Annotated in this window: 22 protein-coding genes and 1 tRNA gene; 8 read left to right on the top strand and 15 right to left on the bottom strand. The window is 37.6% G+C overall.

Features of this window, described 5'->3' with window-relative positions; all coding sequences use genetic code 11:
• Positions 1–21: 21 nt before the first annotated feature.
• Entirely contained in the window at positions 22–1,233 is a 1,212-nt protein-coding gene (cgtA, locus tag AC1M9K_RS08645) for an Obg family GTPase CgtA (protein ID WP_092767039.1), read from the bottom strand.
• Positions 1,234–1,490: 257 nt separating this feature from the next.
• Between cgtA and AC1M9K_RS08640 the strand changes: the two genes are divergently transcribed.
• Positions 1,491–2,672 carry an MFS transporter gene (locus AC1M9K_RS08640; protein WP_180028415.1) on the top strand — a complete coding sequence of 394 codons (1,182 nt, stop codon included), beginning with the start codon at positions 1,491–1,493 and terminating at the stop codon, positions 2,670–2,672.
• Between the two features lie 55 nt (positions 2,673–2,727).
• Here AC1M9K_RS08640 and AC1M9K_RS08635 read toward each other — a convergent pair whose 3' ends face one another.
• Positions 2,728–3,102, bottom strand: a complete 375-nt coding sequence (locus AC1M9K_RS08635) for a winged helix-turn-helix transcriptional regulator (protein WP_180028416.1) — start codon at positions 3,100–3,102, stop codon at positions 2,728–2,730.
• A 117-nt stretch (positions 3,103–3,219) separates the two neighbouring features.
• Here AC1M9K_RS08635 and AC1M9K_RS08630 point away from each other — a divergent pair, with 117 nt between their 5' ends.
• Positions 3,220–4,083 carry an SDR family oxidoreductase gene (locus tag AC1M9K_RS08630; RefSeq protein WP_481589041.1) on the top strand — a complete coding sequence of 288 codons (864 nt, stop codon included), beginning with the start codon at positions 3,220–3,222 and terminating at the stop codon, positions 4,081–4,083.
• Positions 4,084–4,111: 28 nt separating this feature from the next.
• Here the strand turns inward: AC1M9K_RS08630 and AC1M9K_RS08625 are convergent, their stop codons facing one another.
• The 7 genes from AC1M9K_RS08625 to uvrB all read right to left on the bottom strand — a co-directional run bounded on the left by AC1M9K_RS08625 (position 4,112) and on the right by uvrB (position 13,122).
• The gene (locus tag AC1M9K_RS08625; protein ID WP_481589040.1) at positions 4,112–4,792 is read right to left on the bottom strand and encodes a hypothetical protein; all 681 of its coding nucleotides are present in this window, start codon (positions 4,790–4,792) and stop codon (positions 4,112–4,114) included.
• An 11-nt stretch (positions 4,793–4,803) separates the two neighbouring features.
• Complete coding sequence (locus AC1M9K_RS08620) at positions 4,804–5,562, bottom strand: MFS transporter (RefSeq protein WP_481589039.1); 759 nt, start codon at positions 5,560–5,562, stop codon at positions 4,804–4,806.
• A gap of 189 nt (positions 5,563–5,751) precedes the next feature.
• The gene (locus tag AC1M9K_RS08615; RefSeq protein WP_180028420.1) at positions 5,752–7,209 is read right to left on the bottom strand and encodes a glyceraldehyde-3-phosphate dehydrogenase; all 1,458 of its coding nucleotides are present in this window, start codon (positions 7,207–7,209) and stop codon (positions 5,752–5,754) included.
• A gap of 245 nt (positions 7,210–7,454) precedes the next feature.
• Entirely contained in the window at positions 7,455–9,167 is a 1,713-nt protein-coding gene (locus AC1M9K_RS08610; protein ID WP_481589038.1) for a hypothetical protein, read from the bottom strand.
• A gap of 157 nt (positions 9,168–9,324) precedes the next feature.
• Complete coding sequence (gene rarD / locus AC1M9K_RS08605; protein ID WP_481589037.1) at positions 9,325–10,269, bottom strand: EamA family transporter RarD; 945 nt, start codon at positions 10,267–10,269, stop codon at positions 9,325–9,327.
• Positions 10,270–10,375: 106 nt separating this feature from the next.
• Positions 10,376–10,978, bottom strand: coding sequence for a lipocalin family protein (locus AC1M9K_RS08600; protein ID WP_481589036.1), 603 nt, complete (start codon positions 10,976–10,978; stop codon positions 10,376–10,378).
• Positions 10,979–11,100: 122 nt separating this feature from the next.
• On the bottom strand, positions 11,101–13,122 hold the full coding sequence (gene uvrB, locus AC1M9K_RS08595) for an excinuclease ABC subunit UvrB (protein WP_092767049.1): 2,022 nt from the start codon (positions 13,120–13,122) through the stop codon (positions 11,101–11,103).
• Between the two features lie 190 nt (positions 13,123–13,312).
• Here uvrB and AC1M9K_RS08590 point away from each other — a divergent pair, with 190 nt between their 5' ends.
• The 4 genes from AC1M9K_RS08590 to AC1M9K_RS08575 all read left to right on the top strand — a co-directional run bounded on the left by AC1M9K_RS08590 (position 13,313) and on the right by AC1M9K_RS08575 (position 20,335).
• Complete coding sequence (locus AC1M9K_RS08590) at positions 13,313–14,098, top strand: A1S_2505 family phage non-structural protein (protein ID WP_092767050.1); 786 nt, start codon at positions 13,313–13,315, stop codon at positions 14,096–14,098.
• 76 nt (positions 14,099–14,174) lie between these two features.
• Positions 14,175–15,590, top strand: coding sequence for a sensor domain-containing diguanylate cyclase (locus AC1M9K_RS08585; protein WP_092767051.1), 1,416 nt, complete (start codon positions 14,175–14,177; stop codon positions 15,588–15,590).
• Positions 15,591–15,735: 145 nt separating this feature from the next.
• Positions 15,736–17,178, top strand: coding sequence for a sensor domain-containing diguanylate cyclase (locus tag AC1M9K_RS08580; RefSeq protein WP_481589035.1), 1,443 nt, complete (start codon positions 15,736–15,738; stop codon positions 17,176–17,178).
• A gap of 262 nt (positions 17,179–17,440) precedes the next feature.
• Positions 17,441–20,335, top strand: coding sequence for a calcium-binding protein (locus AC1M9K_RS08575; protein WP_481589034.1), 2,895 nt, complete (start codon positions 17,441–17,443; stop codon positions 20,333–20,335).
• Positions 20,336–20,376: 41 nt separating this feature from the next.
• On the opposite strand, the gene AC1M9K_RS08570 is transcribed toward AC1M9K_RS08575, so the two are convergent.
• Complete coding sequence (locus tag AC1M9K_RS08570) at positions 20,377–20,559, bottom strand: hypothetical protein (protein ID WP_092767054.1); 183 nt, start codon at positions 20,557–20,559, stop codon at positions 20,377–20,379.
• 215 nt (positions 20,560–20,774) lie between these two features.
• On the opposite strand from AC1M9K_RS08570, the gene AC1M9K_RS08565 reads away from it, so the two are divergent.
• The gene (locus AC1M9K_RS08565) at positions 20,775–22,001 is read left to right on the top strand and encodes a pyridoxal phosphate-dependent aminotransferase (protein WP_481589033.1); all 1,227 of its coding nucleotides are present in this window, start codon (positions 20,775–20,777) and stop codon (positions 21,999–22,001) included.
• Positions 22,002–22,497: 496 nt separating this feature from the next.
• Here the strand turns inward: AC1M9K_RS08565 and AC1M9K_RS08560 are convergent, their stop codons facing one another.
• Entirely contained in the window at positions 22,498–22,941 is a 444-nt protein-coding gene (locus AC1M9K_RS08560; RefSeq protein ID WP_481587793.1) for a hypothetical protein, read from the bottom strand.
• Positions 22,942–23,180: 239 nt separating this feature from the next.
• Between AC1M9K_RS08560 and AC1M9K_RS08555 the strand changes: the two genes are divergently transcribed.
• Positions 23,181–23,256, top strand: a tRNA-Asn gene (locus AC1M9K_RS08555).
• 87 nt (positions 23,257–23,343) lie between these two features.
• Here AC1M9K_RS08555 and AC1M9K_RS08550 read toward each other — a convergent pair.
• The 4 genes from AC1M9K_RS08550 to AC1M9K_RS08535 are packed head-to-tail and all read right to left on the bottom strand — an operon-like array spanning position 23,344 to position 25,664.
• The gene (locus AC1M9K_RS08550; RefSeq protein ID WP_481589032.1) at positions 23,344–23,997 is read right to left on the bottom strand and encodes a MiaE family protein; all 654 of its coding nucleotides are present in this window, start codon (positions 23,995–23,997) and stop codon (positions 23,344–23,346) included.
• A gap of 14 nt (positions 23,998–24,011) precedes the next feature.
• Complete coding sequence (gene pdxJ, locus AC1M9K_RS08545) at positions 24,012–24,737, bottom strand: pyridoxine 5'-phosphate synthase (protein ID WP_481589031.1); 726 nt, start codon at positions 24,735–24,737, stop codon at positions 24,012–24,014.
• A 9-nt stretch (positions 24,738–24,746) separates the two neighbouring features.
• Entirely contained in the window at positions 24,747–25,460 is a 714-nt protein-coding gene (gene recO, locus AC1M9K_RS08540) for a DNA repair protein RecO (protein WP_481587792.1), read from the bottom strand.
• Between the two features lie 12 nt (positions 25,461–25,472).
• On the bottom strand, positions 25,473–25,664 hold the full coding sequence (locus tag AC1M9K_RS08535) for an NF038104 family lipoprotein (RefSeq protein WP_180028433.1): 192 nt from the start codon (positions 25,662–25,664) through the stop codon (positions 25,473–25,475).
• Between the last annotated feature and the right edge of the window lie 11 nt (positions 25,665–25,675).

Here is a 25,675-nt window from a genome sequence, read left to right as displayed (position 1 = left end):
TCTGTCTCTTATATAAAGAGATTAACGTACGTAGTACACTTCCATTTCGCCATCATCTTCATCATCGTCAAAATCGTCATCCTCTTGACTGGCAAGACGTTGTTTACGACGCATTTCACGATAAGCCTCTTTTGCGGCAATGGTTTGTTCACGTGTTTCAGCTTCAAGCTGATCACGGAATGCTTGCATTTCTGCTGCATACTCTGGATCTTCAACTTCGCGTTCGCGCTGTTGTTCAATTTGATCCATTAAATAATAAACGACTTCTTTGGTTCCCTCAGACATCAAGCCTGAAGTCTTAAATACTGGACCCTCCCATTTCAACTCTTCAAGGATGTGATTGCACCACTCATCTCTTGAGTCTTCAGGCAACTGATCTACTTTATTTAAAACCAACACCACTGGGAGTTTTGACAATGTTGGAGAGAACTTTAAAAGTTCATTTAAAATTGCCTTAGCATTATAAGCTGGATCTGATCCATCAATTGGCTGTACATCCACGATATGTAGAAGAATACGAGTACGCGCCAAATGTTTTAAGAAGCGAATACCAAGACCTGCACCTTCTGCAGCACCTTCGATCAAACCTGGAATATCAGCCATTACAAATGAACGGTGACGATCTGCATCTACAACACCAAGATTAGGTACCATAGTTGTAAATGGGTAATCTGCTACTTTTGGTTTTGCTGCAGAGACAGCACGAATAAATGTTGATTTGCCCGCATTTGGCATACCTAATAAGCCAACATCTGCCAAAACTTTCAGCTCTAGGCGAATTTCGCGGAACTCACCTTTGTTACCATGTGTACATTTACGTGGAGCACGGTTCGTTGATGACTTAAAGTGAGTGTTACCTAAACCACCGTCACCACCTTGAGCAACAAGAACACGTTGACCATTTTCAATTAAATCACCAATGATGTCGCCAGACTCAGTATCTACAATTGTTGTTCCTACTGGAACATATAGTGTTACGGATTCACCACCGCGACCTGCACAGTTTGCGCCAGCACCATTTTTACCACGTTCAGCACGAAATCTACGGGTATAACGATAATCTACAAGCGTACTGGTGTTGTCATCAGCTTGAATATATACGCTGCCACCACGACCACCATCACCACCATCTGGACCACCAAATGGTACGAATTTTTCACGGCGAAAACTGGCTACGCCATTGCCACCGTCGCCAGCCTCTACGGTAATGACTGCTTCATCAACAAAGCGCATAATGCCAATCCTCTAAAAACTTTAAAACCGCCTATTCTGCCATATTTTAAAGTATTTCTCGACTATATTTATGCAGGTTGAGAATAAGTTAGCGACTTTTTTCATAAATTGAGTCTTTAATATTTTGGTGTATCACTGCATTAAATTTGATTTATTCATTACTCATTGTTTTATCAAATGACATCATTGGTTTTATTTATTTCTGAAACCATAAAATAATGCCTATAGTGCATTAAATTGCACTCTAAGATTTTGACATGGATCGCTCTGCTACCCCTTTATCCTCACAATTCGTGCTTGTTATGGCTTTGGCCTGTGGTGTCTGTGCAGGTTCAGCTTATTTCAATCAACCACTGATTTATTCAATCGAAAGAAGTTTAGAAATTTCGACCAGCCAAGCTGGATTTACCGTGGTTATCGCTCAAGTGGGTTATATGCTCGGACTCATGCTTTTGGTACCCCTTGGAGATTTTTTTAATAAACGAAAACTCATTGTGAGTTTAATGATATTTGCGGCAATTTCGCAGATCCTTTTGTCTTTCAGCTCAGATATCAGCACTTTATATATCTTTACACTCTGTGCAACATTTGGAGCCATATCAGCACAAGTATTAATTCCTTTTGCTTCTTCCATTAGCCCACCTGAATTAAGCTCAGCAGTTGTAGGTAAACTCATGAGCGGACTGGTCATGGGGATTATTTTATCTAGGACATTTGCCGGCTTTGTTTCAACTTATTGGTCTTGGGAAGGCGTTTATTTTAGTAGTGGTATTTTGACTTTATGTTTTGCATGTTTAATGTGGAAAAAACTCCCCAACACTCAACCTGCTTCGCATTTACAAGTCACCGATATTTACAAATCACTTTGGAGCATCGCAAAGCATAATCCGCATCTCATACGCCGTGCCTGCGCGGGTGCCCTAGGATTTGGCATTCTCTCAATGGTGTTTACATCGATGACTTTTGTTTTAGGGAGTGCCCCATATCAATTTACTGATTTTCAAATTGGTCTATTTGGTCTGTTAGGTATTATCGGAATTTATTCCTCGAGTTGGTCTGGTAAAACAGTTGGCAAAGGGAAAGAAGAAATTGTCGCTCAATTATGTATCACCTTGATGCTGTTCTCTTGTATTCCATTATATTTCGCGCAACAGAACATCTTCATTTATGCACTTGGCGTATTGATGAGCTATTTTGGTCTCACTGCATTTCATGTTTTGAATCAAAATCTAGTCTATCGTATTGATGGTCAAGCACGCTCACGAATTAATGCTGTATATATGACCATTTACTTTTCAGGCGCTGCATTAGGTTCTTTAGGTGCTGTCTATGCTTGGGAACATTATGCATGGATTGGTTGCGTTGCTTTGGGACTGTTTTTCTCAATTTTAATTTTATGTATTGATCGTTATGATTTTAAGATCATGAAAACCATATAAACTTCTCGCTCAGTACACACTTTAAACTGAGCGATAACGAAATGATGAAGTATAACTATCGCGTAATAAGTGCCTTACTTTCCAAAATCTCGGGTAAATTTCGCTCTATCCAATGGATCAACTCATTTAATTTCATCGCTGCATTTGAACCCAATACAGTGAGTTGATACTCCACCTTTGGAGGAACTACTGGATAAACAGTGCGCAAAATAAAACCATCTTTTTCTAAGGTTTTTAGTGTCTGAGCCAACATTTTTTCGCTCACCCCCTCAATTCTTTGTTTTAGCTCACTAAAACGATGCACACCATCACTCAAGCAACTTAGGACGAGAACTGACCATTTACTGGTGAGATGCTCTAAAATTTCACGAGAAGGACATTCACTGGATAAAACTTGACCTAATAAATCACTATGCGCATATGTACTCATCATTTTTCTCTTAACAGTTAATAACTTACTTTTAGGTACGTACTTTCATTAAGTAAGTTAACAGATTAATATGCCTGCATCAAGTTTATTTTTTAGCCACATTAAGAGGAAATTAAAATGAAAATTGCGATTACAGGTGCAACTGGTGAATTAGGTCGTTTAGTTGTTCAAGAACTTAAAAAAATTCATAGCAAGCATGAAATTATTGCTTTGGTTCGCAACCCAGAAAAAGCTAAAATTTTATTTTCTGAAGATATTCAAGTACGCAAATTTGATTATGATCTGCCAGATGATCTCGCAAATTCCCTTCAGGATGTTGATAAACTCCTGCTCATTTCTGCCAATGAAATTGGTCGTCGCACTCCACAACATAAGGCTGTTATTGATGCTGCGATTCAAGCTAGAGTTCCTCACTTAATCTATACCAGCTTACTGAACGCAGATCATTCTCCGCTTGGCTTAGCCAATGAACATCGAGAAACGGAAAAATTAATACGTGAAAGTTCTATTACCTACACCTTTTTAAGAAATAATTGGTATAGCGAAAACTATTTATCTGCGCTCACCCATCAAATCGAGACAGGCATTGTGTACGGAGCGGCTCAAGATGGTTTAATTAGTTCAGCTTCTCGTTTGGATTATGCCACTGCTGCAGCTCAAATATTAAATGATGAATCCACTCAACATTTCAATAAAGTTTACGAGCTTGCTGGTAGCGAAAGCTTTAGCTTAAAAGATTTTGCGACCCTACTTTCTGAGTTTTCACAACAGCCTGTGAAATATCAAAACTTATCTCCAGAAGATTATCGTCAAGGATTAATTCAAGCTGGTTTACCAGTAGGTCTCATTGACGTCATTGTAGATGCAGATCTTCACACTTCCCATGGTGCGATGTACAGTGAACACAAAGATCTTGAACATTTAATTGGTCGAAAAACCACATCGATTCGTGAAAGCATTCAGCAAGCCCTGAATGCTTAGAGGATAGACTCCCCTTAAAGGGGAGTTTTTACTTTTTAATATTGCGAAGGGGTAAATCCAAGTTCATATCTAAATTCGCCTTTGTTTGTCGCTCCAAGTTATACATTGTTGCTCTAAAACTAGATATATCCTTCATCAAAATTGGATCATTTAAATGCAATACCGGTTTGAAAACATGATCAATATCCACATCAAGCTGCTCATGCAAATCTAAATAGACAGGACCATCAAAATCAATCGTAATCGGAACCTGATAAGTCCGCTTTAAATGAAATGGAACTTCAAGCTGAATAGGCAAATCTAAATTTAACGGAAATTTAGGTAAAAATCGTGTTTTATACACCAAATCTGTTGTTGCACTAATTGGAATCGTTTGATCGATTTTTACTTTCGTTTGATAATCCACACTCACAGAAACAGGGACTTCGACTTTAAACTTGAGATTGGTTTTGTATTTACCCTGCAAATCTAAATCAATATTTTCCTGTACTTTAATTTGTGTATTTAGCGCGCCAATCGCTTGTACCTCAAGATAATTCCCAACATCAATTTTGGTCGGCAATGATTCTGACAACTGTACACTTGCATTCTTCGCACTGACTTGAACAGATGCTTGAATATTGAGATATAGCCAAAAACCTACGGCGACAATGCTTGCCACGATAATAAATAAGAGCGAACCATATCCCACGATTTTTTTAGCACTCATGCTTCTCGAGCTCACTGGGCTTTCACCGATTCAGCAGATTGATCATCCTTCTGAACTTTAATGGGTGATGCTGCTTCCACTTTTTGATTTTTTTGTAATGTTAAAGTATTGAGTGGGATAACCAACTCACCTTTTTGTATTTTAATTGGCAAAGTATTTTGTACGTTGACTGAAGCCTCTAACGCAGTTTTAATTGGTGCATTCAAATGACCTTCTACTGGTATATCCACATCTAAATCCGTTTTTAATGGGATGCGTAGATTCTCTTTTAAATCCGCTTGAACAGGTGCTTGAAATTTCAAGTGAACCATTTGATCTAAGGGAACATCCATTTCAACAGGTACATCAAGTTTAATTGGAATCGTCCCTTTCAATGGCAATGTAATATCTTTGCCCAAAATGCGAACCTTTACTTTAGTATCTACTGCTAAATTTTGATCTACAATCAAATTTTCACGGACTGGAATAACCGTTTTAATTGGTACTTGATTGTCGAAATGAACCATAGGATTCAATGTTTGTTGTACAGGAATAGAAAGATTTTCTCGTATTGGAATGGTCGTTTTCACACGACCTGTCACATTTACATCCAAAGCATCATGAATTTGAACTTTCGCTTGCAATGGCTCCTGAAGATCAATATTCACGGCTTGATCTTCAAGTGGAATGTAAATTTTAAAATGTTGAAAAACCCAGAAGGCAATTGCTATACCACTCGCGGCAGCCAAAGCAATCAGCACGAAGCCAATGACAAGATATTTGATGCGCAAAAATATAATCCTTTAACACTTATTTTTTTAATCACCTGCTCACAATCCATATTTTATGTGAACAAATACGCAATTTTTCAATATTAAACCACTTATTTTGAAGAAACCATATTGCTCTAAAGTCTTAATTACGTAAATTTAGGCAAATAAAAAAGAGCCTCGAAAGAGGCTCTTTTTATGCCTTACAAATTATGCATTTGTTTCAGCAGGAACTTTTGGATAGCTTACGCCGCCCATTTGTTCAGCGATACGCAGAACTTGGCAGCTATAACCTACTTCGTTGTCGTACCATACATATGCTGTTAAACGGTTACCAGACGTAATTGTTGCTTGCGCATCAAAAACACCTGCAGTGCGTGAACCGATAAAGTCAGATGATACAACTTCAGTAGAGTTTGTATAACCGATTTGACCTTGTAGATTAGAGTTGATAGAAATTTGACGAATATATTCGTTCACTTCATCACGATCAACTTCTTTATCTAAAGTCAGATTAAGGATTGCTAAAGACACGTTAGGTGTTGGAACACGTACAGAGTTACCAGTTAATTTGCCTTTAAGCGCTGGAAGTGCTTTAGCAACTGCTTTAGCAGCACCCGTTTCAGTGATCACCATGTTCAACGTTGCAGCACGGCCACGACGGTCAGCTTTATGGTAGTTGTCGATCAAGTTTTGGTCGTTCGTGAATGAGTGAACTGTTTCAACGTGACCATTAATCACTGTATATTTGTCATGAAGTACTTTCAACGTCGGTGTAATCGCGTTTGTAGTACAGCTTGCAGCAGAGATGATTGTATCTTCATCAAGAATGTCAGCTTGGTTAACACCAAACACAACGTTCTTCATATCACCTTTACCAGGTGCAGTTAAAATTACACGTGCAGCGCCTGGGCATTTAAGGTGCTGAGCAAGACCTTCAGCGTCACGCCATTTACCAGTGTTATCAATCACCAATGCATTTTCAATACCATATGCAGTGTAATCCACTTCTGATGGATTAGATGCATAGATCACTTTGATGAATTGACCATTCGCAATAATTGCTTCGTTCTCTTCATCTACAGAAATCGTACCTGCAAATGGACCATGAATAGAGTCACGACGAAGTAAAGAAGCACGTTTCTCTAAATCACCATCAGATGATTTACGAACAACAATCGCTTTAAGGTTTAGACCACGACCAAGACCAGACTGACCAATCATAAGACGTGCAAGGATACGACCAATACGACCAAAACCATAAAGCACAACATCTTTATGCTCAACAGATGCGGCATTGCCTTGTAGTGATTTAACAGCGTCAGCAACGAATGCATCTACATCGCCACCTTTTGCTTTAAATTCTACAGCAAGTTTGCCTAAATCGATTTCAGCTGTGCCGATATTTTGTACTTTAACCAATGCTTCAAGGATTGGGAAAGTATCTACAGCAGAAAGTTCAACGTCTAAAACACGTGTACGACGGTGAGCTTTAAGAATTTGGATAACCGAGCGGTTAATTAAAGAGCGACCGTATACTGTAGCTACGATATTTTTTTCACGGTATAACTGACCAACAAGGGCAATCATACGTTCCGCGAGTTCTTCACGGTTTTTCCAGCGACCTTGGTGCTCTGCATGTAGGGCAACGATAGTGTCTTTGCTCACAGATACGTCCTCTAATTAATTGTAAATCTAAGCATAAATTTCAAAACCCCATAATTGTAAAGGAATTAACTCAGAGTTGAAATGAAAACTCGGTTTATTTTTTACTAAAGCAATTTTCTCTTTGTAAAAAATATATTTTAGCCATTGAATTACAATATAATTTTTTGGGTAAATGATTTCATTTAGATATCAAATACTGATCATTAAGCCTACAAATCCAATTTCGACACTGAGTTGCAGCTAGTTCAACTAAATACTGGTGAAGCCGAAATATCCTGACTCAACATCATATTTAAATCTTCTAAATTAAAATCTTCTAAGTTTTCTGGGAGTTTGACCAATACTGGAAGCTTAGTTAAACCATTTTGCCCCGAAGGGAATGCATAATGTCGTTCAAAATCACTTGTAGCTGAAAAACTTTCAAATTCAATAAATACACTATATTTTCGATAGTTTTTAGGCACACTTAAAATATCTAGATAAGCCTGCTTCTTGATTTTCACCATGGCCAATGAAGTTTGTTGAAGTTCTTTTTCTAGCTTTTCTCCAGCCACCATTCTTTTTAAAAATGAGCCTTGAACTTCAGCATAATCTCGTTTCAAACGCATCGTATGAGACAGCATTTCTCGGTAATCTTGAATATGTTGGCTTAAATCTTCTTGTAATGCATTTAACGGTTTCTTGGAGCGCTCATGCATGACTCCACGCTCATACATATTCAATGGTACAAATATTTCATCTTTACGCTTTTCAAGTAGTTTTAAATAGGCTAACAACTTGTATTCAAACAATTGAACTGAGGAATTAAAAAATAATGAAGGCTGTTGTTTAAAATCTTTATAATTCGCCAGAATATCTGAAAATATGCGATGCACACTTTTAAACAGATGCTCATATTCTTCAATATGTGATAAATGCTGTTCTAAAGCCACCACGAGAGGTTGTAGCAATTCGACAGTCAATGCTTGCTCAATCTTCCGTAAATGCTGTTTGGCTACAAAATCACTATTACTTCCAGCCATCCCTAAATTTTGTGTCAAAAGCGGTAATATCTTCTGTTCAGCAACATCTTCAAATTCTTGCACAATTTGAATGACATCTTTATGCACTTGATGCTGAATAGTAACCATCATCTGCACGTGTTCCATAAACTGTTTGATATACCCCTCTTCATTGTAACGGCGCATATCCAAAACCAACCCATTGAGATAAATTTGCTGGTTGTATTCCATTCGATCTTCAAATAAAAAACGACGGATCGAAAATGGATTCTGTTCAAACTGACTGGTTGGTGCGATGACGAATAGAAATTCAGAGGTTTTAACAATATCAAAGTGTCGAATGGACTGTTCTTTCAGCAACCATTGTGCAAAAAAAGGATGCTCCATGATCGATGAGCTTCTAGGTAGAAGGGGTTTAAACCAATACCCCAATAATTGTTGCTTAATAAATACTTCTATCATAAAGCTCTTAATCTGAGCTGAAGTTAACTGACGAGCTCCAACTGGTGTTTCAAGATTTAATTCACGAATTAACTTAGCAACATCTTGCAAAAAAACCCGACGCATTAACATTTTTTCGCGTTGTAATTTTAAATTGTCCTCAACAGCAATCTGGTCAATTTGATACAGCGCATTTTCCAAATAGTCCGCCACTTGTACGCAATCCGTCATCTCCTTCAACCATTGGATAGATTGACATAACTTTGCTGCAATGGAGCGCATTCTTTCACTAGAAAAACTGTGCTTTAAAATTCCCAGCGACGTCGTGACTTTATATTCGAACGTGTTATTCACACGATTCCAAAATATATCTTTAGGTTTTAGAATTTGACGATCAATTTCTTCGCGAACATCACTATCAGAATGTTGAAATATACGCTCTAAGAGTCTTTGCCAGTTTAAATCCAGACTAGGCTCCATCTGTAATAATGCTGCTCTTGTTTGGTACTGAATCATGATTGTTAAATTAGAATTATTATTGATTTAATAAATTTATCACATTTTTATATTTTAGTTAATTGTGTCACAAATATTTTTAAAGAATAAGTAATTATTCTTATCATTCAGTCAAAAACTCTTATGTACAACTCATCCTTATGTAATGATATGAAACTTAGTGCTCATCATTTTGGGCTAGACGCGATTGTAGTTTCTTATGTTGATATTGAAGTAACTTTTCAGTTCTTCTTTGACGATAGAGATAAATTGCACCCTCCAAAATAAGGAGCAATACAGCAAACCAAATTGGAATATAAGTCAACCATTCTCCTGCTTCCACGCGTTCACCCATTGCCATTGATGCTCCTGCCAACAAAATCGGCTCTAAATAACTCAATAACCCAAAAATCACAAATGGAAGATATCTGCTCGCCAAGATGTAACTTCCAAGCCCTAAGGCACTTAAGCAACCTAGACCCAGTACTGCTAAAATGAGATATTTAAACTCAATAATCAGAGGTAATGTGTTTGAATAAAAAAATGCTAGAAAAACAGCAACTGGAATCACCAGCAATAAATCCCACCAGAATCCACCTAAATGATCTGTTGCAAATTTTCTTCTTAAAAAAAAGTAGATCGGATAAGCCACAGCAACATACATGGTTTCCCATGCCACAGTACCGATGCGCCAGATTTCATGGCTGACACCAAGAATTGCAAAAAACACTGCTGCGATTTGCCACTTTGAGAGCTTTTCTTTGTAAAGAACGCAACCAAAGAGAACCATCACCAGAGGCAACAAAAAATATCCTAAAGAAACCTCAAGCCCCCGACCATTGATTGGTCCCCACAAAAATAACCAGAGTTGAGTTGTACACAAAAACGAACTGATCAAGAGCCAAATTAAAATAGATGGTTGTTTGCAAATTTTATTATAAATTTCTCGAACATATTTTAGATCACCCGACCACCACATAAACAGCGTTAAAAAAGGTAACGTGGCTAACATTCGCCAAGCAAAGGTTTGCTCGCTGTCTAGTGGTCTAAGAAAATACGTATAAAAATATAGCACCCCAAATGTCACTGATGCCATAACTGACAATGCTATACCTTTTAACATATCTGAACCTAAATTTTACCAAACGATATTATAGCTAGAATTCATAGCAATAGATGTTGATGCATAAAAAAACCACGCCTTAGCGTGGTTCTCATCATTTTCAACATTATTTTGTTGAACCAGGTGCTTGACCCGTTTGCTTTGTACGTATCACATCGCTTAAGTCATAACCAACGGATTTAGCATAATCAAGATACTCATTCACAACTGCTTGATCAGGATTATGCGTGCGAGAAAGCACCCACATGTACTTACGTTTAGGCTCACCCACAAGTACAGTTTGATAATCCTCATCCAGTTTCAGCACCCAATAATCGCCACGACCAACTGGTAACCATCGAATAGCACTCGGCAAGAAACTAACTTTCAATTTTGTATTAAATGGCTGATTTTGTACAAATGCCTCACCCACTGACTGAGTAACTTTACCGTCAGCAGTAAAACAACGGTTATCAACATTGACATTACCATTTTCATTTAATGTATATGTCGCAGTCACATCACGATCACACTTGTTTTGGAAATAAAGTGGCTTACGTGCTACTTCATACCAAACACCTAAGTATTTATCGAGTTCAACTTTCTCAACAGTGTTGAGTGGCTTCTCCTGAGCATAAACCATCGTTGCTGCCCCTAAACCAACCAATAACGCACCACCCAATACAATCTTGCTAACATTGAAACCAGCAGATGGGAGACTCTTGATCATCTAAATAACCCCTATTTATTGAATTTGTTTGTGAGTATTCATTTACTCTTCAACAATAACGGTTATTTTTCGGCTTAATGTTACGTTATGTGATGATTTTACAATGTTTTCTGTAAATTAAATCACTGAATTAACTGTGCTTTTAAACGCACGATCTCATCACGGAAACGCGCTGCTTGCTCAAACTGAAGCTCTTTCGAAGCTTTGAGCATTTCCTTCTCCAATTTAGCCAAATGTTTTGCCAATAGTTTTGGATCGGAAACTATATGGCGCTCATCCGCACTTAATGCACGTTCTTGTCCTGATACATTCTCATCAATTGACTCATCATCATACACTTCACCAGTATCAATTTCTTTGATGACTTGGCGGACTGCCGAACGCGGAGTGATGCCATGTTCTAAGTTAAAATTAATTTGTTTGGTACGGCGACGCTCCGTTTCATCAATCGCTTTTTGCATTGAATCCGTAATACGATCCGCATATAAAATAGCCTTTCCCTCAACATTTCGAGCAGCACGACCAATGGTTTGGATAAGTGAACGTTCAGAGCGTAAAAAGCCTTCTTTATCGGCATCTAAAATTGCAACTAAAGATACCTCAGGCATGTCTAAACCTTCACGGAGTAAGTTAATTCCAATCAATGCATCGTAGACACCTGTTCGTAATTCATGAATGATCTTCACACGTTCAACAGTATCGATATCAGAGTGCAAATAAGCCACTTTGATCCCATACTCTTTTAAATATGAAGTCAAATCTTCAGCCATTCGTTTGGTTAACGTTGTGACCAAGACGCGTTCATTTTTATCTTTACGTTGATTAATCTCCGAAAGGACATCATCCACCTGAGTCAATACTGGTCGAATTTCAATGACAGGATCAATCAATCCTGTTGGACGCACCACCTGCTCAGCAATTTGTTCTGATTTTTCTAATTCATAATTTGCAGGCGTCGCACTGACATAAATTGTAGTAGGAATAATACGTTCCCACTCTTCAAACTTCATTGGTCGATTATCCAATGCACTTGGCAAGCGGAAACCATAATTCACTAGGTTTTCTTTACGTGATCGATCGCCTTTATACATCGCACCAATTTGAGGAACCGTAACATGTGATTCATCAATAATAAGTAATGCATCCTCAGGTAAGTAGTCGAAAAGCGTTGGTGGAGCCTCTCCAGCTGGTCGCCCTGATAAATGTCTCGAGTAATTCTCAATACCATTGGTATAACCAAGCTGTTGCATCATCTCAAGGTCATATCGAGTACGCTGTTCAATACGTTGAGCTTCAAGTAATTTATCTTCGGCTCTGAAATATGCCAAGCGCTCTTTGAGTTCTTCACGAATCGTTTCGATCGCACGCTGCAAGTTATCTTTAGGCGTCACATAGTGACTTTTAGGATAAATCGTGATTCGTGGGACTTTACGAATCATTTTTCCAGTCAAAGGATCAAACCAGCGGATCGAATCCACTTCATCATCAAATAGCTCAATCCGCACTGCATTTTGTTCTGACTCTGCGGGGAAAATATCAAGAATTTCTCCACGAATTCGATAAGTACCTCGTAAAAATTCGAGTTCATTACGCGTATATTGCATTTCTACCAATCGACGAATCAACTCATCACGGCTGACTCGATCACCTGTCACAATATGTAAGAGCATATTCATATATGCGTTAGGATCACCTAAACCATAAATGGCGGACACCGAAGCAACGATAATAGCATCCTTACGCTCAAGCAAAGCACGCGTTGCGGACAACCGCATCTGATCGATGTGATCATTAATAGCAGAATCCTTTTCAATAAAAGTATCAGATGACGGTACGTATGCTTCTGGCTGATAGTAATCGTAATAACTTACAAAATACTCAACTGCATTATGTGGAAAAAAAGCTTTAAATTCTCCATAGAGTTGAGCCGCAAGGGTTTTGTTGTGTGCCATTACAATAGTAGGACGTTGTAATTGCATAATCACATTCGCCATCGTATAGGTCTTACCAGAGCCTGTTACCCCTAATAGCAATTGATCCTTAAAACCTTGATGTACTCCTTTAACAAGTTTCTCAATCGCTTGAGGTTGATCTCCTGCAGGCTCGTAATTAGTTACTAATTCAAATGGACGACTGTCACTCACTCGATAATTCTCGCTATACAGATGATGAAAATATGCAATAACACTGGTAATGCATGGCTTGCTTGCTCAAATCTTTATGATTTACTCATCTGATGATGAGGGTGAAAACCATAAATTCAATCAATTTTACTTGACCCTTACAGCAATCAATTGCACCATGAACTTAAATTGCATGTTGATGTAAAAAACTATGACTTACCAATATCACGATGAAACGATTATCAACAGTTTAAATGAAGATACAGTATTTGTATTTGGTAGTAATTTAGCAGGCACGCATGCAGGTGGTGCTGCAAAAATTGCACTTCAACATTTCGGTGCGATTAAAGGTGCTGGCCGCGGCTGGGCTGGACAGAGCTATGCAATACCTACCATGAATGAGCATTTGCAACAAATGCCTCTATCCCAGATTGAACACTACATCAATGATTTTAAGATCTATACAAAAAACCACCCCAAGATTAAGTATTTTATTACAGCCGTTGGTTGTGGTGTAGCAGGTTACAAAGTTGCTGAAATAGCCCCCATGTTCAAAGGTATATCAAAAAATGTGATTTTCCCGATTTCGTTTAAACCTTTCGTTGAACGAACCTTTCCTAAATTAAACCAACCTTTATTACATGCCATTTTTTCTTCCGAACTGCTGTTCGCGGATTCTTTAGAAACGGCATTTGAGCAACTTAATTTAAATGAATCTGAAAAAAAACTAGCCAATATTTTGATTGAAACTCCGATGTTCCCTGTGGATAGTAATGGACGTGAACGCATATTTGAAATCGAAGATATCCTCTATCATCTAAAAGATCAAACCTTCCAATATGAACCAAAGTCCGATCGTGCATTCATGATGGGTGGTGTGGTATTGGCTTTACTTGAACTCTACCAAATTAATGAACAAGATTTTGTTGATGTTTGGCAAGGGCTTAAGTCAATTTCTGCGCCAAAACCTGAGCATCGAGCAAAAAAATCAGTTTAATAAGATGTTGATTTTATAAGATTCATTCACTTATATTGTATAAATGAATGAATTTTAAACACCAAGGCTCGCATCTATGGATCATTTAGATCTGACCATCTTTGATTTATCTCCAATTGCGATGTGGCTACAAGACTTCAGCGGTGTTAAACAAATTTTTGAACAATGGACTGCTGAAGGTATTGAAGATATTGAAGCATATTTGATGGAGGATCACAGTCGTCTCCACCTTTGCTTGAGTACGATTCATACCTTACGTGTTAACCAAAGTACGCTTAAACTGTATGAAGCAAAAAACTTAGAAGAAATTTTAGAAAGTTTTCAGAAGTTCCTTCATCCTGAAGTCAGCACTTTCCAAATCCAATTTTTTGTATCACTTTGGAAGAATACTGAACATCATATTCCAGTGATCAATTATACGACCAATGGAAAGCGTTTAGATGTTCAATTACGCGGTATGAAATTAAAAGGTTATGAGGATAATTGGAAATGCCTACTCATGACCACCGAAGATATTTCCCAATATCAAAAAGCACGTCATTTTGCCGAATCTTTATTTACTTATAATCCAACAGCACTATGGATCATGGATTTTAGCCAAATTAAAAAAAGATTTGAGCTGCTCCGTTTGCAAAACATTGAGAATTTAGACCAACACATTCATCAACATCCAGAATTTGTTGTGGAATGCTTTGAGCAAATAAATTTCATTGATGTCAATGAAGCGGCGCTCAAACTTTTTGCTGTGAAAGATAAATCTCAATTTTTACATCATTCTCATGATTTATTTGATATTAAACGTTTGGAAAATTTTAAAAGCCAGTTACTACAATTGTGGAATCATGAAGAATATCAACAGCGAGAAAGTAGTTTCTACAACGCGAATGGAGAACAAATCTTCGTTTTAGAACAATTAAATATTTTTCCACATAATTTAGATGATTGGGCGGTGATACAAGTCGCCCTTACAGATATCACTGAGCGAAAAAAATTAGAAAATCACTTACATTATTTGGGTCAACATGACATTTTAACGGATTTACATAACAGAACTTATTTTAATGAAGAAATTGAACGGATTGAGCAACTTGATCTCTATCCAGTGTCTTGTATTTACATTGACATGAACGGTTTAAAAATCATCAATGATCAGTTCGGACATGATGTCGGTGATCAGTATCTAAAAAACTTTGCCGAAATTCTTCAATTTGTCACTCACAAAAAAGATTTTTCAATTTCTAGAATAGGTGGCGATGAATTTGTATTATTGATGCCTCATGCCGATGTTGAGCAAGTTAAAATCCTTGTTCATGATCTTGAAACTCAAATACATCAACATAATCTAGATCACCCTCATCTTTCTATCAGCGTTTCACTCGGACATGCCACAAGACTTAAAGGCGAAACCTTAGAAGATATGTTACGCCGTGCAGATAAATGCATGTATATTAACAAGCATCATTTTTATCAAAATAAAAATCTAACGAATTGAGCTTAGGATTTAGCTCAACGTTAGCTTAGCTTAAAAAAGTGTCTTAAATCACGTAAATAATAAAAAATTTGAATTTTATATCAAAATAATTTAGTGCTATATTATCCACAATTTATTGTTTTAAAAGAAAAGTTCAAGGATAGTTATGGAGATACTTGATTCATCAATTTTTGATTTATCTCCTATCCCAATGTGGTTGGAAGATTTTAGTGCCATTCAAACCATCTTTAACCAATGGCGTAGTGATGGGGTTACTGATTTAGCTTTACATCTGCAGCAAAATCCAGATCTTGTGACTTTATGCGCACATCAAATTAAGATTGTTAAAGTAAATCAAAAAACACTCGATCTTTTTGAAGCACAAAGCCTTAAACATCTCACCCAAAATTTAAGCACCATTTTCCAACATCAAATGTTTGATGCACATGTAGCGGAATTAGTTGCACTTTGGAAGGGTGAATTAGAGTTTACAAGTACAACCACTAATTTCACCTTGAGTGGTCAACCCTTAGACATAAAACTGCGAGCTGTCGTTTTACCTGGTTCAGAACAAAGTTTAGACCGTATTTTGCTTACTACAGAAGATATTAGTGGTTATATGCAAGCTCGGCGTTTAGAAGAAAAAAATCGTCGATTAGCTGAAGCAAGATTTAGTTATTCACCCACATCATTATGGGTTGAAGACTTTAGTCGCATTAAATTAAGACTCGATCATCTTAAATCAATTGGTATTGATGATTTCAGAACTTTTTTAGATGTGCATCAAGATTTCGTACAACAATGCATTGAAGACATTGTATTACTTGACGTCAACCAAGCAACATTGGATTTGTTCAAGGCATCGACGAAATCAGATTTATTTCAAAATCTAAAAAAAGTTTTCTCGAAAGAAATGCATCAAACTTTTAAGGAACAATTGATCGAACTATGGAATGGGAAAATTCATCATAGTCGTGAAGCGATCAATTATGCTTTGGATGGTTCAATTCGCTATGTTTTACTTCAATTCACTGTGTTTCCAGGTTATGAAGAAGATTGGGGACTTGTACAACTTGCCCTAACGGACATTACAGCGCGAAAAAAAGCTGAGAGCTATTTAGAATATTTAGGTAAACACGACGTTTTAACAAAACTCAAAAATCGCTCGTTCTACACTGAAGAAATCCATCGATTGGAACGCGCACTTATTCGCCCAGTTTCTGCAATTTTTCTAGATATGAATGGCCTTAAACCGATTAATGATCAATTTGGTCATGATGTAGGTGATGAGATTTTACGCAGAATGGGTAATATCTTAAGTAGAACGATTCACAATACCAGTTATACAGCCTCTCGAATTGGAGGTGATGAATTTGTTATCCTGATGCAAGGTGCAAATGAAACTACCGTTCAGTCGACGATTTTGACCATTCAAGAATTATTGAATATCGATAATCAATATTATTCTAACCATATCATCAGTGCATCAATGGGATTTGCTACAAGCCTTGAGAATGAAACAATTGAGGATATGTTAAAGCGTGCAGACCAATCCATGTATGATCACAAGAGACAATACTACAAATATTTATCCAATAAAAATCAATAATTTACAGTATTTATATTTTTAGATCATACATTTTATTTGCCCTTGAAACACTAGTCATTGCACTGGTGTTTTTTTTTTAAAAAAATCAATCTTATTTAGTTCTCATATAAGCTTTACTATATTTTTCATTAAATTATGACAAAAAATTCATGATCTTGTCTAACAAAAGCAATTGATTTTAAATTAATAAAATGTGATTCTCATCACACTTTAATCACGAACAATGATTAAAAACACTTTATTTTTATAAGAGACTATAACAATGGCTTTGTTCAATTATAAATCATTCGATTACTTACCTAACTTTAAATTAAGTTCAGTTCTCTCAATTCCAGCTCAACTCGTTGGTAATGGTCTAATCGCTGCCACCAATGCTGTGAATACTGTTCTTGATGTAGTATCTCCTATTGGTTTAGCAGGTAATGCTTTACTTGGCAAACCTTTCGAAGCAGTGCACGAACTTGGTGATAAAATTATTGATGCAGCTTCAGATGCAGTGAATTCAGTGGGTAAAGCACTTGGTGCAACCATCGAACCGAATGACACTCATCATAAAAATGAGTGGGAAGACAAAGAACTCAGCTTAGATAACATTTTAAGCCTTCCTGGGGATTTAATTGGAAACACCATTATCGGTGCAACCAATATTGCCAATGATATTCTTGATGCTGCTGCACCGATTGCTATTGCAGGAAATGCGCTTATCCCTGGTTTTGATGTTGTTCATAAAGCAGGTGATACGATTATTGATGCTGTCTCTGATGTGGCTCATGACATTGGCTCAGCGATTGGCGGGACAATTGAACCTAAAGATACTCATTATGATAATGAATGGTCTCAAGAGCTTCCATCAGCTACTGAAAACCTAAAATCAATTGTGAATACAGTTGCAAATCAAGTTGAAAATGCACTTGAACCTATTTTCGATTATGTTCCTGATTTCAAATTTAGCTCAGTACTTTCTATTCCAGCTCAGTTACTAGGTAATGGTTTAGTCATGACAGCAAATTTAGTCAATACAGTTTTAGATGTGGCTTCGCCTATTGGCCTAGCAGGTAATGCTCTACTTGGTAAACCATTTGAAGTTGTTCATGAGTTAGGTGACCGCATTATCGATGCAGCATCGAATTTACTCAGTGGTGCTGGTGAGGCCCTCGGCTCAAATGTAGAAGCAAAAGATACACACCACAAAAATGAATGGAAAGATGGCGAACTTAGCCTTGATTCAATTTTAAAAATTCCAAGTGAGCTGGTTGGTAATTTGATTATCGGCAAAGATGGCATCGTGAATGATTTATTAGATAGCGTTGCGCCATTGGTTAAAGTTGGTGATAAATTCATTCCTGGTTTCGAAGAAATTCATAAAGCCGGTGATGCAATCATTGATCAAATTTCAGACATTATCGTAAATATTGGTAAGGATATTGGTGCCACTCTTCCACCTTCAGACTCACATTTTGATCGAGAATGGGGGCAACCAAAACAACCAGATCAATCTAATCCATCAGATGACGGTCGTCCTAAATTCTACAAAATTGACAATCAATTCAGTTACCGCGTAAGTGAATCTGCATTTAAACAAGTTCAAGAACTATATAACAAGTTTATCTCAACTGGTTCTTTACAAGGTAAAAATTTCTGGCGCCCTATTTATACCGTGATCAAAGAAGATTTAGCATCAAATGACGCAGTTGATCAGGGTACTAAAAACTGGCTAAAAGTTGCTGAAGCTGTTGCAATAGCTGATCCTCAGAGCTTCCTTTATCAATATGTTCGCTTAGGAACAGGTAAATCACTCGCAGATAAAGGCATCTATATTACGGATGAACAATTCTGGCAAGCATCAAATGTATTGATCAAAACTTTAGCTGACAATTTCTTGAATGGCGTTAAAAATGCTGATGGCGAGACTGTTGTTCCAGCAGGATATTTACCAAGCTCTGATGGTAAGTTTGGATTGGTACTTATGGATGCAACTCAAGCTCTTGAAAACTTGGGTGGCGAGCTAGGTGATTGGACAGGTATCACACCATTAAGTATTCTTGATCACTATTTAGGTGTGGATACTTCACAATTGAACGGTGGTGATAGCCGTCCGTTTACTTGGTATTTAGAGCTATTAGGTGATGTGGTTAAAGCGAACTTAAAAGCTGGTGCGAGTATCTTTGATGTTGTGAATCAAATCGTGACTGAGGGCTTAAACTTCGTTGGACAATTCATCAAAGGTGAAATATTTGATGATGGCTTCTCTTCACGTGATCAACTTGTAAATACATTGACTCAACTTGCTTACGCATATGCAGGTGATTTAGCTGGTTCTGTAGCAGTAGCGACAAACTTATTTAACCCTAACACCAACATTATTACCACTTACTCAGTTTTCGGACGTACCTTAAACGGTAAAGATGGTAATGACATCATTAAAGGCGGTGTCGGCAACGATACGCTTGTAGGTGGTAAAGGTGATGACTTGCTCTTTGGTGGTTGGGGCAATGACATTCTAAAAGGTGGTGAAGGCATCAATGTCCTCGTAGGTGGTCGTGGTGACGATACCTATTATGTACAATCAAAATATGACTTCGTACTTGAACACAACTATGAAGGTACAGACACTGTCATTAGTTCTGCAGATCAGTATCAATTAACCGAAAATATTGAAAACCTTACGCTGATCAATCCAATCAAAGAACTTTTGATTGCTGGATCAGAAATTCAACAAAGTGGTACGGGTAACCAATCTGACAACATTATCACAGGTAGCAAATTCGTAAATAACGAACTAAAAGGCCTCGCTGGAGATGACACCTTAATCGCAAACGGGGGTCTAATTAACATCTTAAATGGTGGTATTGGTAACGACAAATTGTATGGCGATCTTGGTAACGAGACATACTATTTTGATCAAGGCTTTGGAATAGATACAATCTATGAAAAAGGTGGTCAAGATACCATTCAATTTGGTGCTGGTATCTCAATTGATGATTTACTCGTTCAAGACTCTGGGAATGATCGTATCATCAAACTTAAAGATTCTGCTGATCAAATCACTATTAAAGATTGGGCTAAAGGTGAAGCACATCAAGTTGAATCAATCGTATTTAAAGACGGTTCTACATTCAACTTACTGACTCTAGATCAAAACTTAAGTTACGTGTAATTCTTCCCTGCAAAAAAATAGGTGCTTAAAGCACCTATTTTTTATCTTTTACCCATCGAGCGACGTGTACCACGGGGCGGCATCCATGTGCGATCAGCATAGCGCTGAGGCTTTGGACGTAGAACTTCGATTTCTTCATCAGCTTGCTTTGCGTCATTCACTTGCTTGATAGGAAATGGAAGATTCACTACAGGCTTCTTTTTGGGAGAATTTTCCGAACTCATTTGAGACTACTCATTTCAATCTAACGCTATTGTACGGAAATTTGTTTTTTTATGCGACCCACGTTGTTTAATGTGGATATGTATCATTGCATTAAAATTCGGTGAATTTCGTGATTTTTTGCTAATTTGCCTAGATATTGGACGACTAAAACATTCAATTTAAGCTAAGATAGTGTGCTTTTTATTTTTTAATCCCTATAAGAAGGAATACTGCCGTGGACGTACGTCTCTCTGATCGTGTCAATGCCATCAAACCGTCCCCAACGCTTGCTGTGACCAATAAAGCTGCAGAACTTAAAGCTGCTGGTAAAAACGTTATTGGCTTAGGTGCAGGTGAACCGGATTTCGATACACCACAACACATCAAAGATGCAGCAATTGCAGCGATTAACAACGGTTTCACTAAATACACCGCAGTTGACGGTACGCCAGGTCTTAAAAAAGCAATTATCGCTAAATTAAAACGTGATAATAACCTTGATTATGCTGCTAACCAGATTCTCGTTTCTTGTGGCGGTAAGCAATCATTCTTTAACCTTGCGCTTGCATTGTTAAATAAAGGCGATGAAGTAATCATCCCTGCTCCATTCTGGGTAAGCTATCCAGATATGGTGATCATCGCAGAAGGTGTGCCAGTTATTGTTAAATGTGGTGAAGAACAACGTTTCAAAATCACACCAGCTCAATTAGAAGCTGCAATTACTGATAAAACTCGCCTAGTTGTTTTAAACAGCCCATCTAACCCAACAGGTATGATTTATACCAAAGAAGAATTAGAAGCATTAGCTGAAGTTCTTCGTAAATATCCTGAAGTATATGTTGCTTCTGATGATATGTACGAACCAATTCGTTGGGACGACGAGTTTTATAACATTGCTACAGTTGCACCAGATCTTTACGATCGCGTAATCGTTCTCAACGGTGTATCTAAAGCATATGCAATGACAGGTTGGCGTATCGGCTATGCAGCAGGTCCTGCTAAATTAATCGGCTCAATGAAGAAAATTCAATCACAATCTACTTCTAACCCAACTTCAATTTCGCAAGTTGCGGCAGAAGCTGCATTGAATGGTCCTCAAGATGTACTTAAACCAATGATTGAAGCTTTCAAACGCCGTCATGATTTGGTTGTTAATGGCTTGAATGATATCAAAGGCATTACATGCTTACCTGCTGACGGTGCATTCTATGCTTATGCAAACATTCGTCCATTGATCCGTGCAAAAGGTTTAAAATCTTGCACAGAATTCTCTGCATGGTTATTGGAAGAAACTGGTGTTGCGGTTGTTCCTGGTGATGCATTCGGTTTAGGCGGTTATATGCGTATTTCATATGCAACAGCAGATGAAGTATTGGTTGATGCGCTTGCACGTATCAAAAAAGCAGCTGACTCAATCGAAGGCGTAGATGCAGCAATTGCTTCTATCGCAGCTGAAAAATAATCTGATAAATTAATCAGATCAAAAAACCCGCGATTTTCGCGGGTTTTTTTTATTAAATCTAAACCCCTTCATGCACCTACATAACCCAATACGCAACATAAAACCTTTTGGTTAATACGCTCTCTCACTGAAGCGAAAAAAGTGTGCTTTTAGGATTGGATAAACGTCGGAGGTTTTTTTAAAGCTATCCAAACATGATCCATCAGTGATCCAAATAGAATATTGAAATTTAAACACTATTCATAGTATCGATAGCTCATTCTGAAAGATCATATTTATCACTGAAAAATCCCATTTATAGATATGCTTTGCACCATCATATAGAAGTTGGAACTGATCTAAGTAACCATAATATGGGATTTAATTAATGAAAAATAAGTTCTAGAAACACCAATTCACCCTACTAAAGAAGATAAAATGACACAGGCTAACTTGGACTATATTAAAAAAAAATCAATTCACTCAACAATTTCAGATTTGACTTGTGAAAATTTGCCTAAACTGCAAGCTGTTTATTAAACAAATGCTTTGAAGGACGAGAACAACTTAGGCATTCAACATAATATTTAAGTGGTGACTTTAATAAAATCTCACTCACCGCATTCGATTCATTTAACCAAGCAAGCGATTTATTCGTGCCAAGAATGGCATTCCCTTTTATGGAGTAGATATAGACTTTATTTACGTTAGGTGTTAAGTCATTTGCTGCCAAATATTGTTCAAGCGTGAATGATTGATCTTGATCAACAGACCATTTTTCAGAAAACCACAGCTGTAATAACTCACCCAAAACCAGATGATGTTTTTTAAAAGGAAATACATCAATTACCGCGCCCTCTACTTCAATGAAATAAGAACTAGGCGAATTCAAGATAGACAGGTAATTTTGTTTATAGAATTCAAGATTAGAAAAGATCTGAGAAATGGTAAGCGTATTCATTCGCTTTCTCCTATTTTAGCCATTTAGTGCTGGCAAGTTGGTATAAATCCACACTGCTTAAAACTCTGTTTCAAGCGCTCTGTTGTTAAATAAATCTAACAAGCTCATTCTAAATTGGCAAGTAAATTTAAAAAAAACATTTTATTTGAGCAAATAAACAACATGCGGCTCAAAAGTGACAATTGTATGGCAATTTACACTTGACCCAATCTTAAATCCCCTTATAATCGCATTCAGATTCTCCAATAGCTCAGTCGGTAGAGCGACGGACTGTTAATCCGCAGGTCCCTGGTTCGAGCCCAGGTTGGAGAGCCAAATACTAAAAAGCCCAAGCATTTAAGACTTGGGCTTTTTTTTATGTCAAAAAAATCCCCCACTTGGGAGGATTTTCTCAACCATATTTTAAGCTGCTTTTGCTGGAACTCCACTGTGAAAACGGAAGGTTTCATCAGGTGTTAAGATGAGTTGCTTTTCAACTTCACGAATGTGCTCTATACGACTTTGAATATCCTCCTCAGGATCTTTCAATTTCGCAGTTTTAGCCACATCCAGAGCTAGAGCCAAATAATCCTCATAATGGCGTGATTCAGATTTTAGTAAGTAGCGATAATAGCGCCCTAATTCCTCATCGACTCTAGGCGCTAATGCATAAAAACGTTCACATGAGCGTGCTTCCACAAACGCACCAATAATTAAAACATCAATTAGCGCTTCTGGTTCATACGTCCGAATTTCTTTGCGTAAGCCACCCGCATAACGCCCAGCACTTAAACCGACCCATTGCTGCCCGCGCTTGTTCATAAACTCTAAAACCTGCTCATAATGCAGCATTTCCTCACGCACTAATTGAGCGAGCTTAACTTGTAAATCTACAAAAAAGCTGTATCTAAACATGAGATTCATGGCTGTACTGGCTGCTTTCTTTTCACAGTTCGCATGATCTTGCATCAAAATATCAAGATTATTTACAGCCTCATCTAACCAAGCTTGTGGAGTTTTGCAACCAAGGAAGCTTATGACAGGCTTCATTAATTCATCATAATCAATATTTGACATAGTACTCATCAATCTTATCGTGCAGCTTTGATTGCTGCTTTCATATCTTGAACTGCTTGCGTAAGTCCTTTGAAAACAGCATCGGCAATCAGAGAATGTCCAATATTCAATTCGTGTATTTGAGGAATTGCTGCAATAGGAGCAACATTGTCAAGATTAAGTCCATGCCCAGCATTTACGACCAAACCTTTAGCAGCAGCGTATTCTGTTCCACGGATAATACGTTGTAACTCTACCTGCTGTGCTTCTTCTGTTTCAGCATCTGCATAAGCACCTGTATGAATCTCAATAGTTGGCGCACCACAGGCAATTGCAGCATCAATTTGTTCAATATCAGCATCGATAAATAACGATACATCACATCCAATCTCTGCTAATTCCTGTGTAGCAGACTTAACAGCCTCAAAATTACCAACAACATCTAAGCCACCTTCGGTCGTGACTTCTTGACGCTTTTCAGGCACAAAACACACGTGATGCGGCTTTATTTCTTTAGCAAATGCCACCATCTCATCTGTCACTGCCATTTCAAGGTTCATGCGTGTTTTAAGTACAGGGCGCATGCGACGGACATCATCATCATGAATATGACGACGATCCTCACGTAAATGTAATGTAATGCCTTCAGCCCCTGCCTCTTCACAAATTAGTGCTGCCTGTACTGGATCCGGGTAGCGTGTGCCTCGAGCCTGTCTTAGAGTTGCAACATGATCAATGTTCACACCAAGCAATGCAGCCATAACATTTTCCTAATTTGATTTTGATTGAGCGTTTTGAATCCACAATTGACGACTTTTTAGTGGGCGATCACCCAATAATGAAGTAATCATTTGACGATATAATTTATTCAACAATTGTAACTGTTCAGCGTTGAAATCTGTACCATTTTCATAATTTATCATGCTGCGAATTTGCTCACCTGTCAGTGTAGCGGCACTTGAATACTGAACTGGTATGAAGCCTTCGTTTAATTGAAATTGATATTTTTGTGAAGTTAAAATTTCATTTTGGTGTGCATCTATCGAGTAATCAATCGCATAACCAAGCTCTTCTAGAAGTACGTATTCAAATTGACGAAGAATTTGCTTCAAGAATTCGTTAGGATTTGAATGTTGAGCTAATTTTTGTAAACTTTCTAATGTCTTGTGGTACTGTGCAAAAGTATCTGGCATTGCCTCTTCTAATGGACATAATCTCAATAAGATTTCATTTAAATAAAATCCTGAAAAGAATGCATCTCCATGAAAAAAAATAGGATGATTAACAATTTCTAATTTTGTGAAATTTTTTAATTCAGACTTACCTGTCGCTTGGAGTGCGATAGGCTGATATTGCGGTGGTGGAGGTTGTCTTAGTATGCCGTCAACTCGTCCATACTCTTCAGTGAATAAATGGACAACATGACTCCGCTCTCGATACTTTCGATGATGGATTAAGTATCCATGCAAAAGTTCATTTCGCATCGACTAATCTTATTATTTATCTTTTTTTAGTTCTTTTTCATCATCGTCATCACCATCGGGAATAACAGCCCCAACTACTGCTGCAGTACCTTTGACGACTCCTTTGGTGGTTTTATACGCAACTTTTACAGGAACTGTGACAACTTTATGAATGCAACCTTGTAAAACCAAAGCACATACAATTATCGCAACCATCTTCATCATCATCAGCTCCT

This window comes from Acinetobacter sp. 24-47-67 (assembly GCF_056779735.1).
This window is presented reverse-complemented; position numbering and strand designations above follow the sequence as displayed.

Bases quoted from the DNA above. Each gene is read 5' to 3' on its own strand.
- cgtA (WP_092767039.1), bottom strand. From the start codon at position 1,233: ATGCGCTTTGTTGATGAAGCAGTCATTACCGTAGAGGCTGGCGACGGT.
- AC1M9K_RS08640 (WP_180028415.1), top strand. From the start codon at position 1,491: ATGGATCGCTCTGCTACCCCTTTATCCTCACAATTCGTGCTTGTTATG.
- AC1M9K_RS08635 (WP_180028416.1), bottom strand. From the start codon at position 3,102: ATGAGTACATATGCGCATAGTGATTTATTAGGTCAAGTTTTATCCAGT.
- AC1M9K_RS08630 (WP_481589041.1), top strand. From the start codon at position 3,220: ATGAAAATTGCGATTACAGGTGCAACTGGTGAATTAGGTCGTTTAGTT.
- AC1M9K_RS08625 (WP_481589040.1), bottom strand. From the start codon at position 4,792: ATGAGTGCTAAAAAAATCGTGGGATATGGTTCGCTCTTATTTATTATC.
- AC1M9K_RS08610 (WP_481589038.1), bottom strand. From the start codon at position 9,167: ATGATTCAGTACCAAACAAGAGCAGCATTATTACAGATGGAGCCTAGT.
- rarD (WP_481589037.1), bottom strand. From the start codon at position 10,269: ATGTTAAAAGGTATAGCATTGTCAGTTATGGCATCAGTGACATTTGGG.
- AC1M9K_RS08600 (WP_481589036.1), bottom strand. From the start codon at position 10,978: ATGATCAAGAGTCTCCCATCTGCTGGTTTCAATGTTAGCAAGATTGTA.
- AC1M9K_RS08590 (WP_092767050.1), top strand. From the start codon at position 13,313: ATGACTTACCAATATCACGATGAAACGATTATCAACAGTTTAAATGAA.
- AC1M9K_RS08585 (WP_092767051.1), top strand. From the start codon at position 14,175: ATGGATCATTTAGATCTGACCATCTTTGATTTATCTCCAATTGCGATG.
- AC1M9K_RS08580 (WP_481589035.1), top strand. From the start codon at position 15,736: ATGGAGATACTTGATTCATCAATTTTTGATTTATCTCCTATCCCAATG.
- AC1M9K_RS08575 (WP_481589034.1), top strand. From the start codon at position 17,441: ATGGCTTTGTTCAATTATAAATCATTCGATTACTTACCTAACTTTAAA.
- AC1M9K_RS08570 (WP_092767054.1), bottom strand. From the start codon at position 20,559: ATGAGTTCGGAAAATTCTCCCAAAAAGAAGCCTGTAGTGAATCTTCCA.
- AC1M9K_RS08560 (WP_481587793.1), bottom strand. From the start codon at position 22,941: ATGAATACGCTTACCATTTCTCAGATCTTTTCTAATCTTGAATTCTAT.
- AC1M9K_RS08550 (WP_481589032.1), bottom strand. From the start codon at position 23,997: ATGTCAAATATTGATTATGATGAATTAATGAAGCCTGTCATAAGCTTC.
- pdxJ (WP_481589031.1), bottom strand. From the start codon at position 24,737: ATGGCTGCATTGCTTGGTGTGAACATTGATCATGTTGCAACTCTAAGA.
- recO (WP_481587792.1), bottom strand. From the start codon at position 25,460: ATGCGAAATGAACTTTTGCATGGATACTTAATCCATCATCGAAAGTAT.
- AC1M9K_RS08535 (WP_180028433.1), bottom strand. From the start codon at position 25,664: ATGATGAAGATGGTTGCGATAATTGTATGTGCTTTGGTTTTACAAGGT.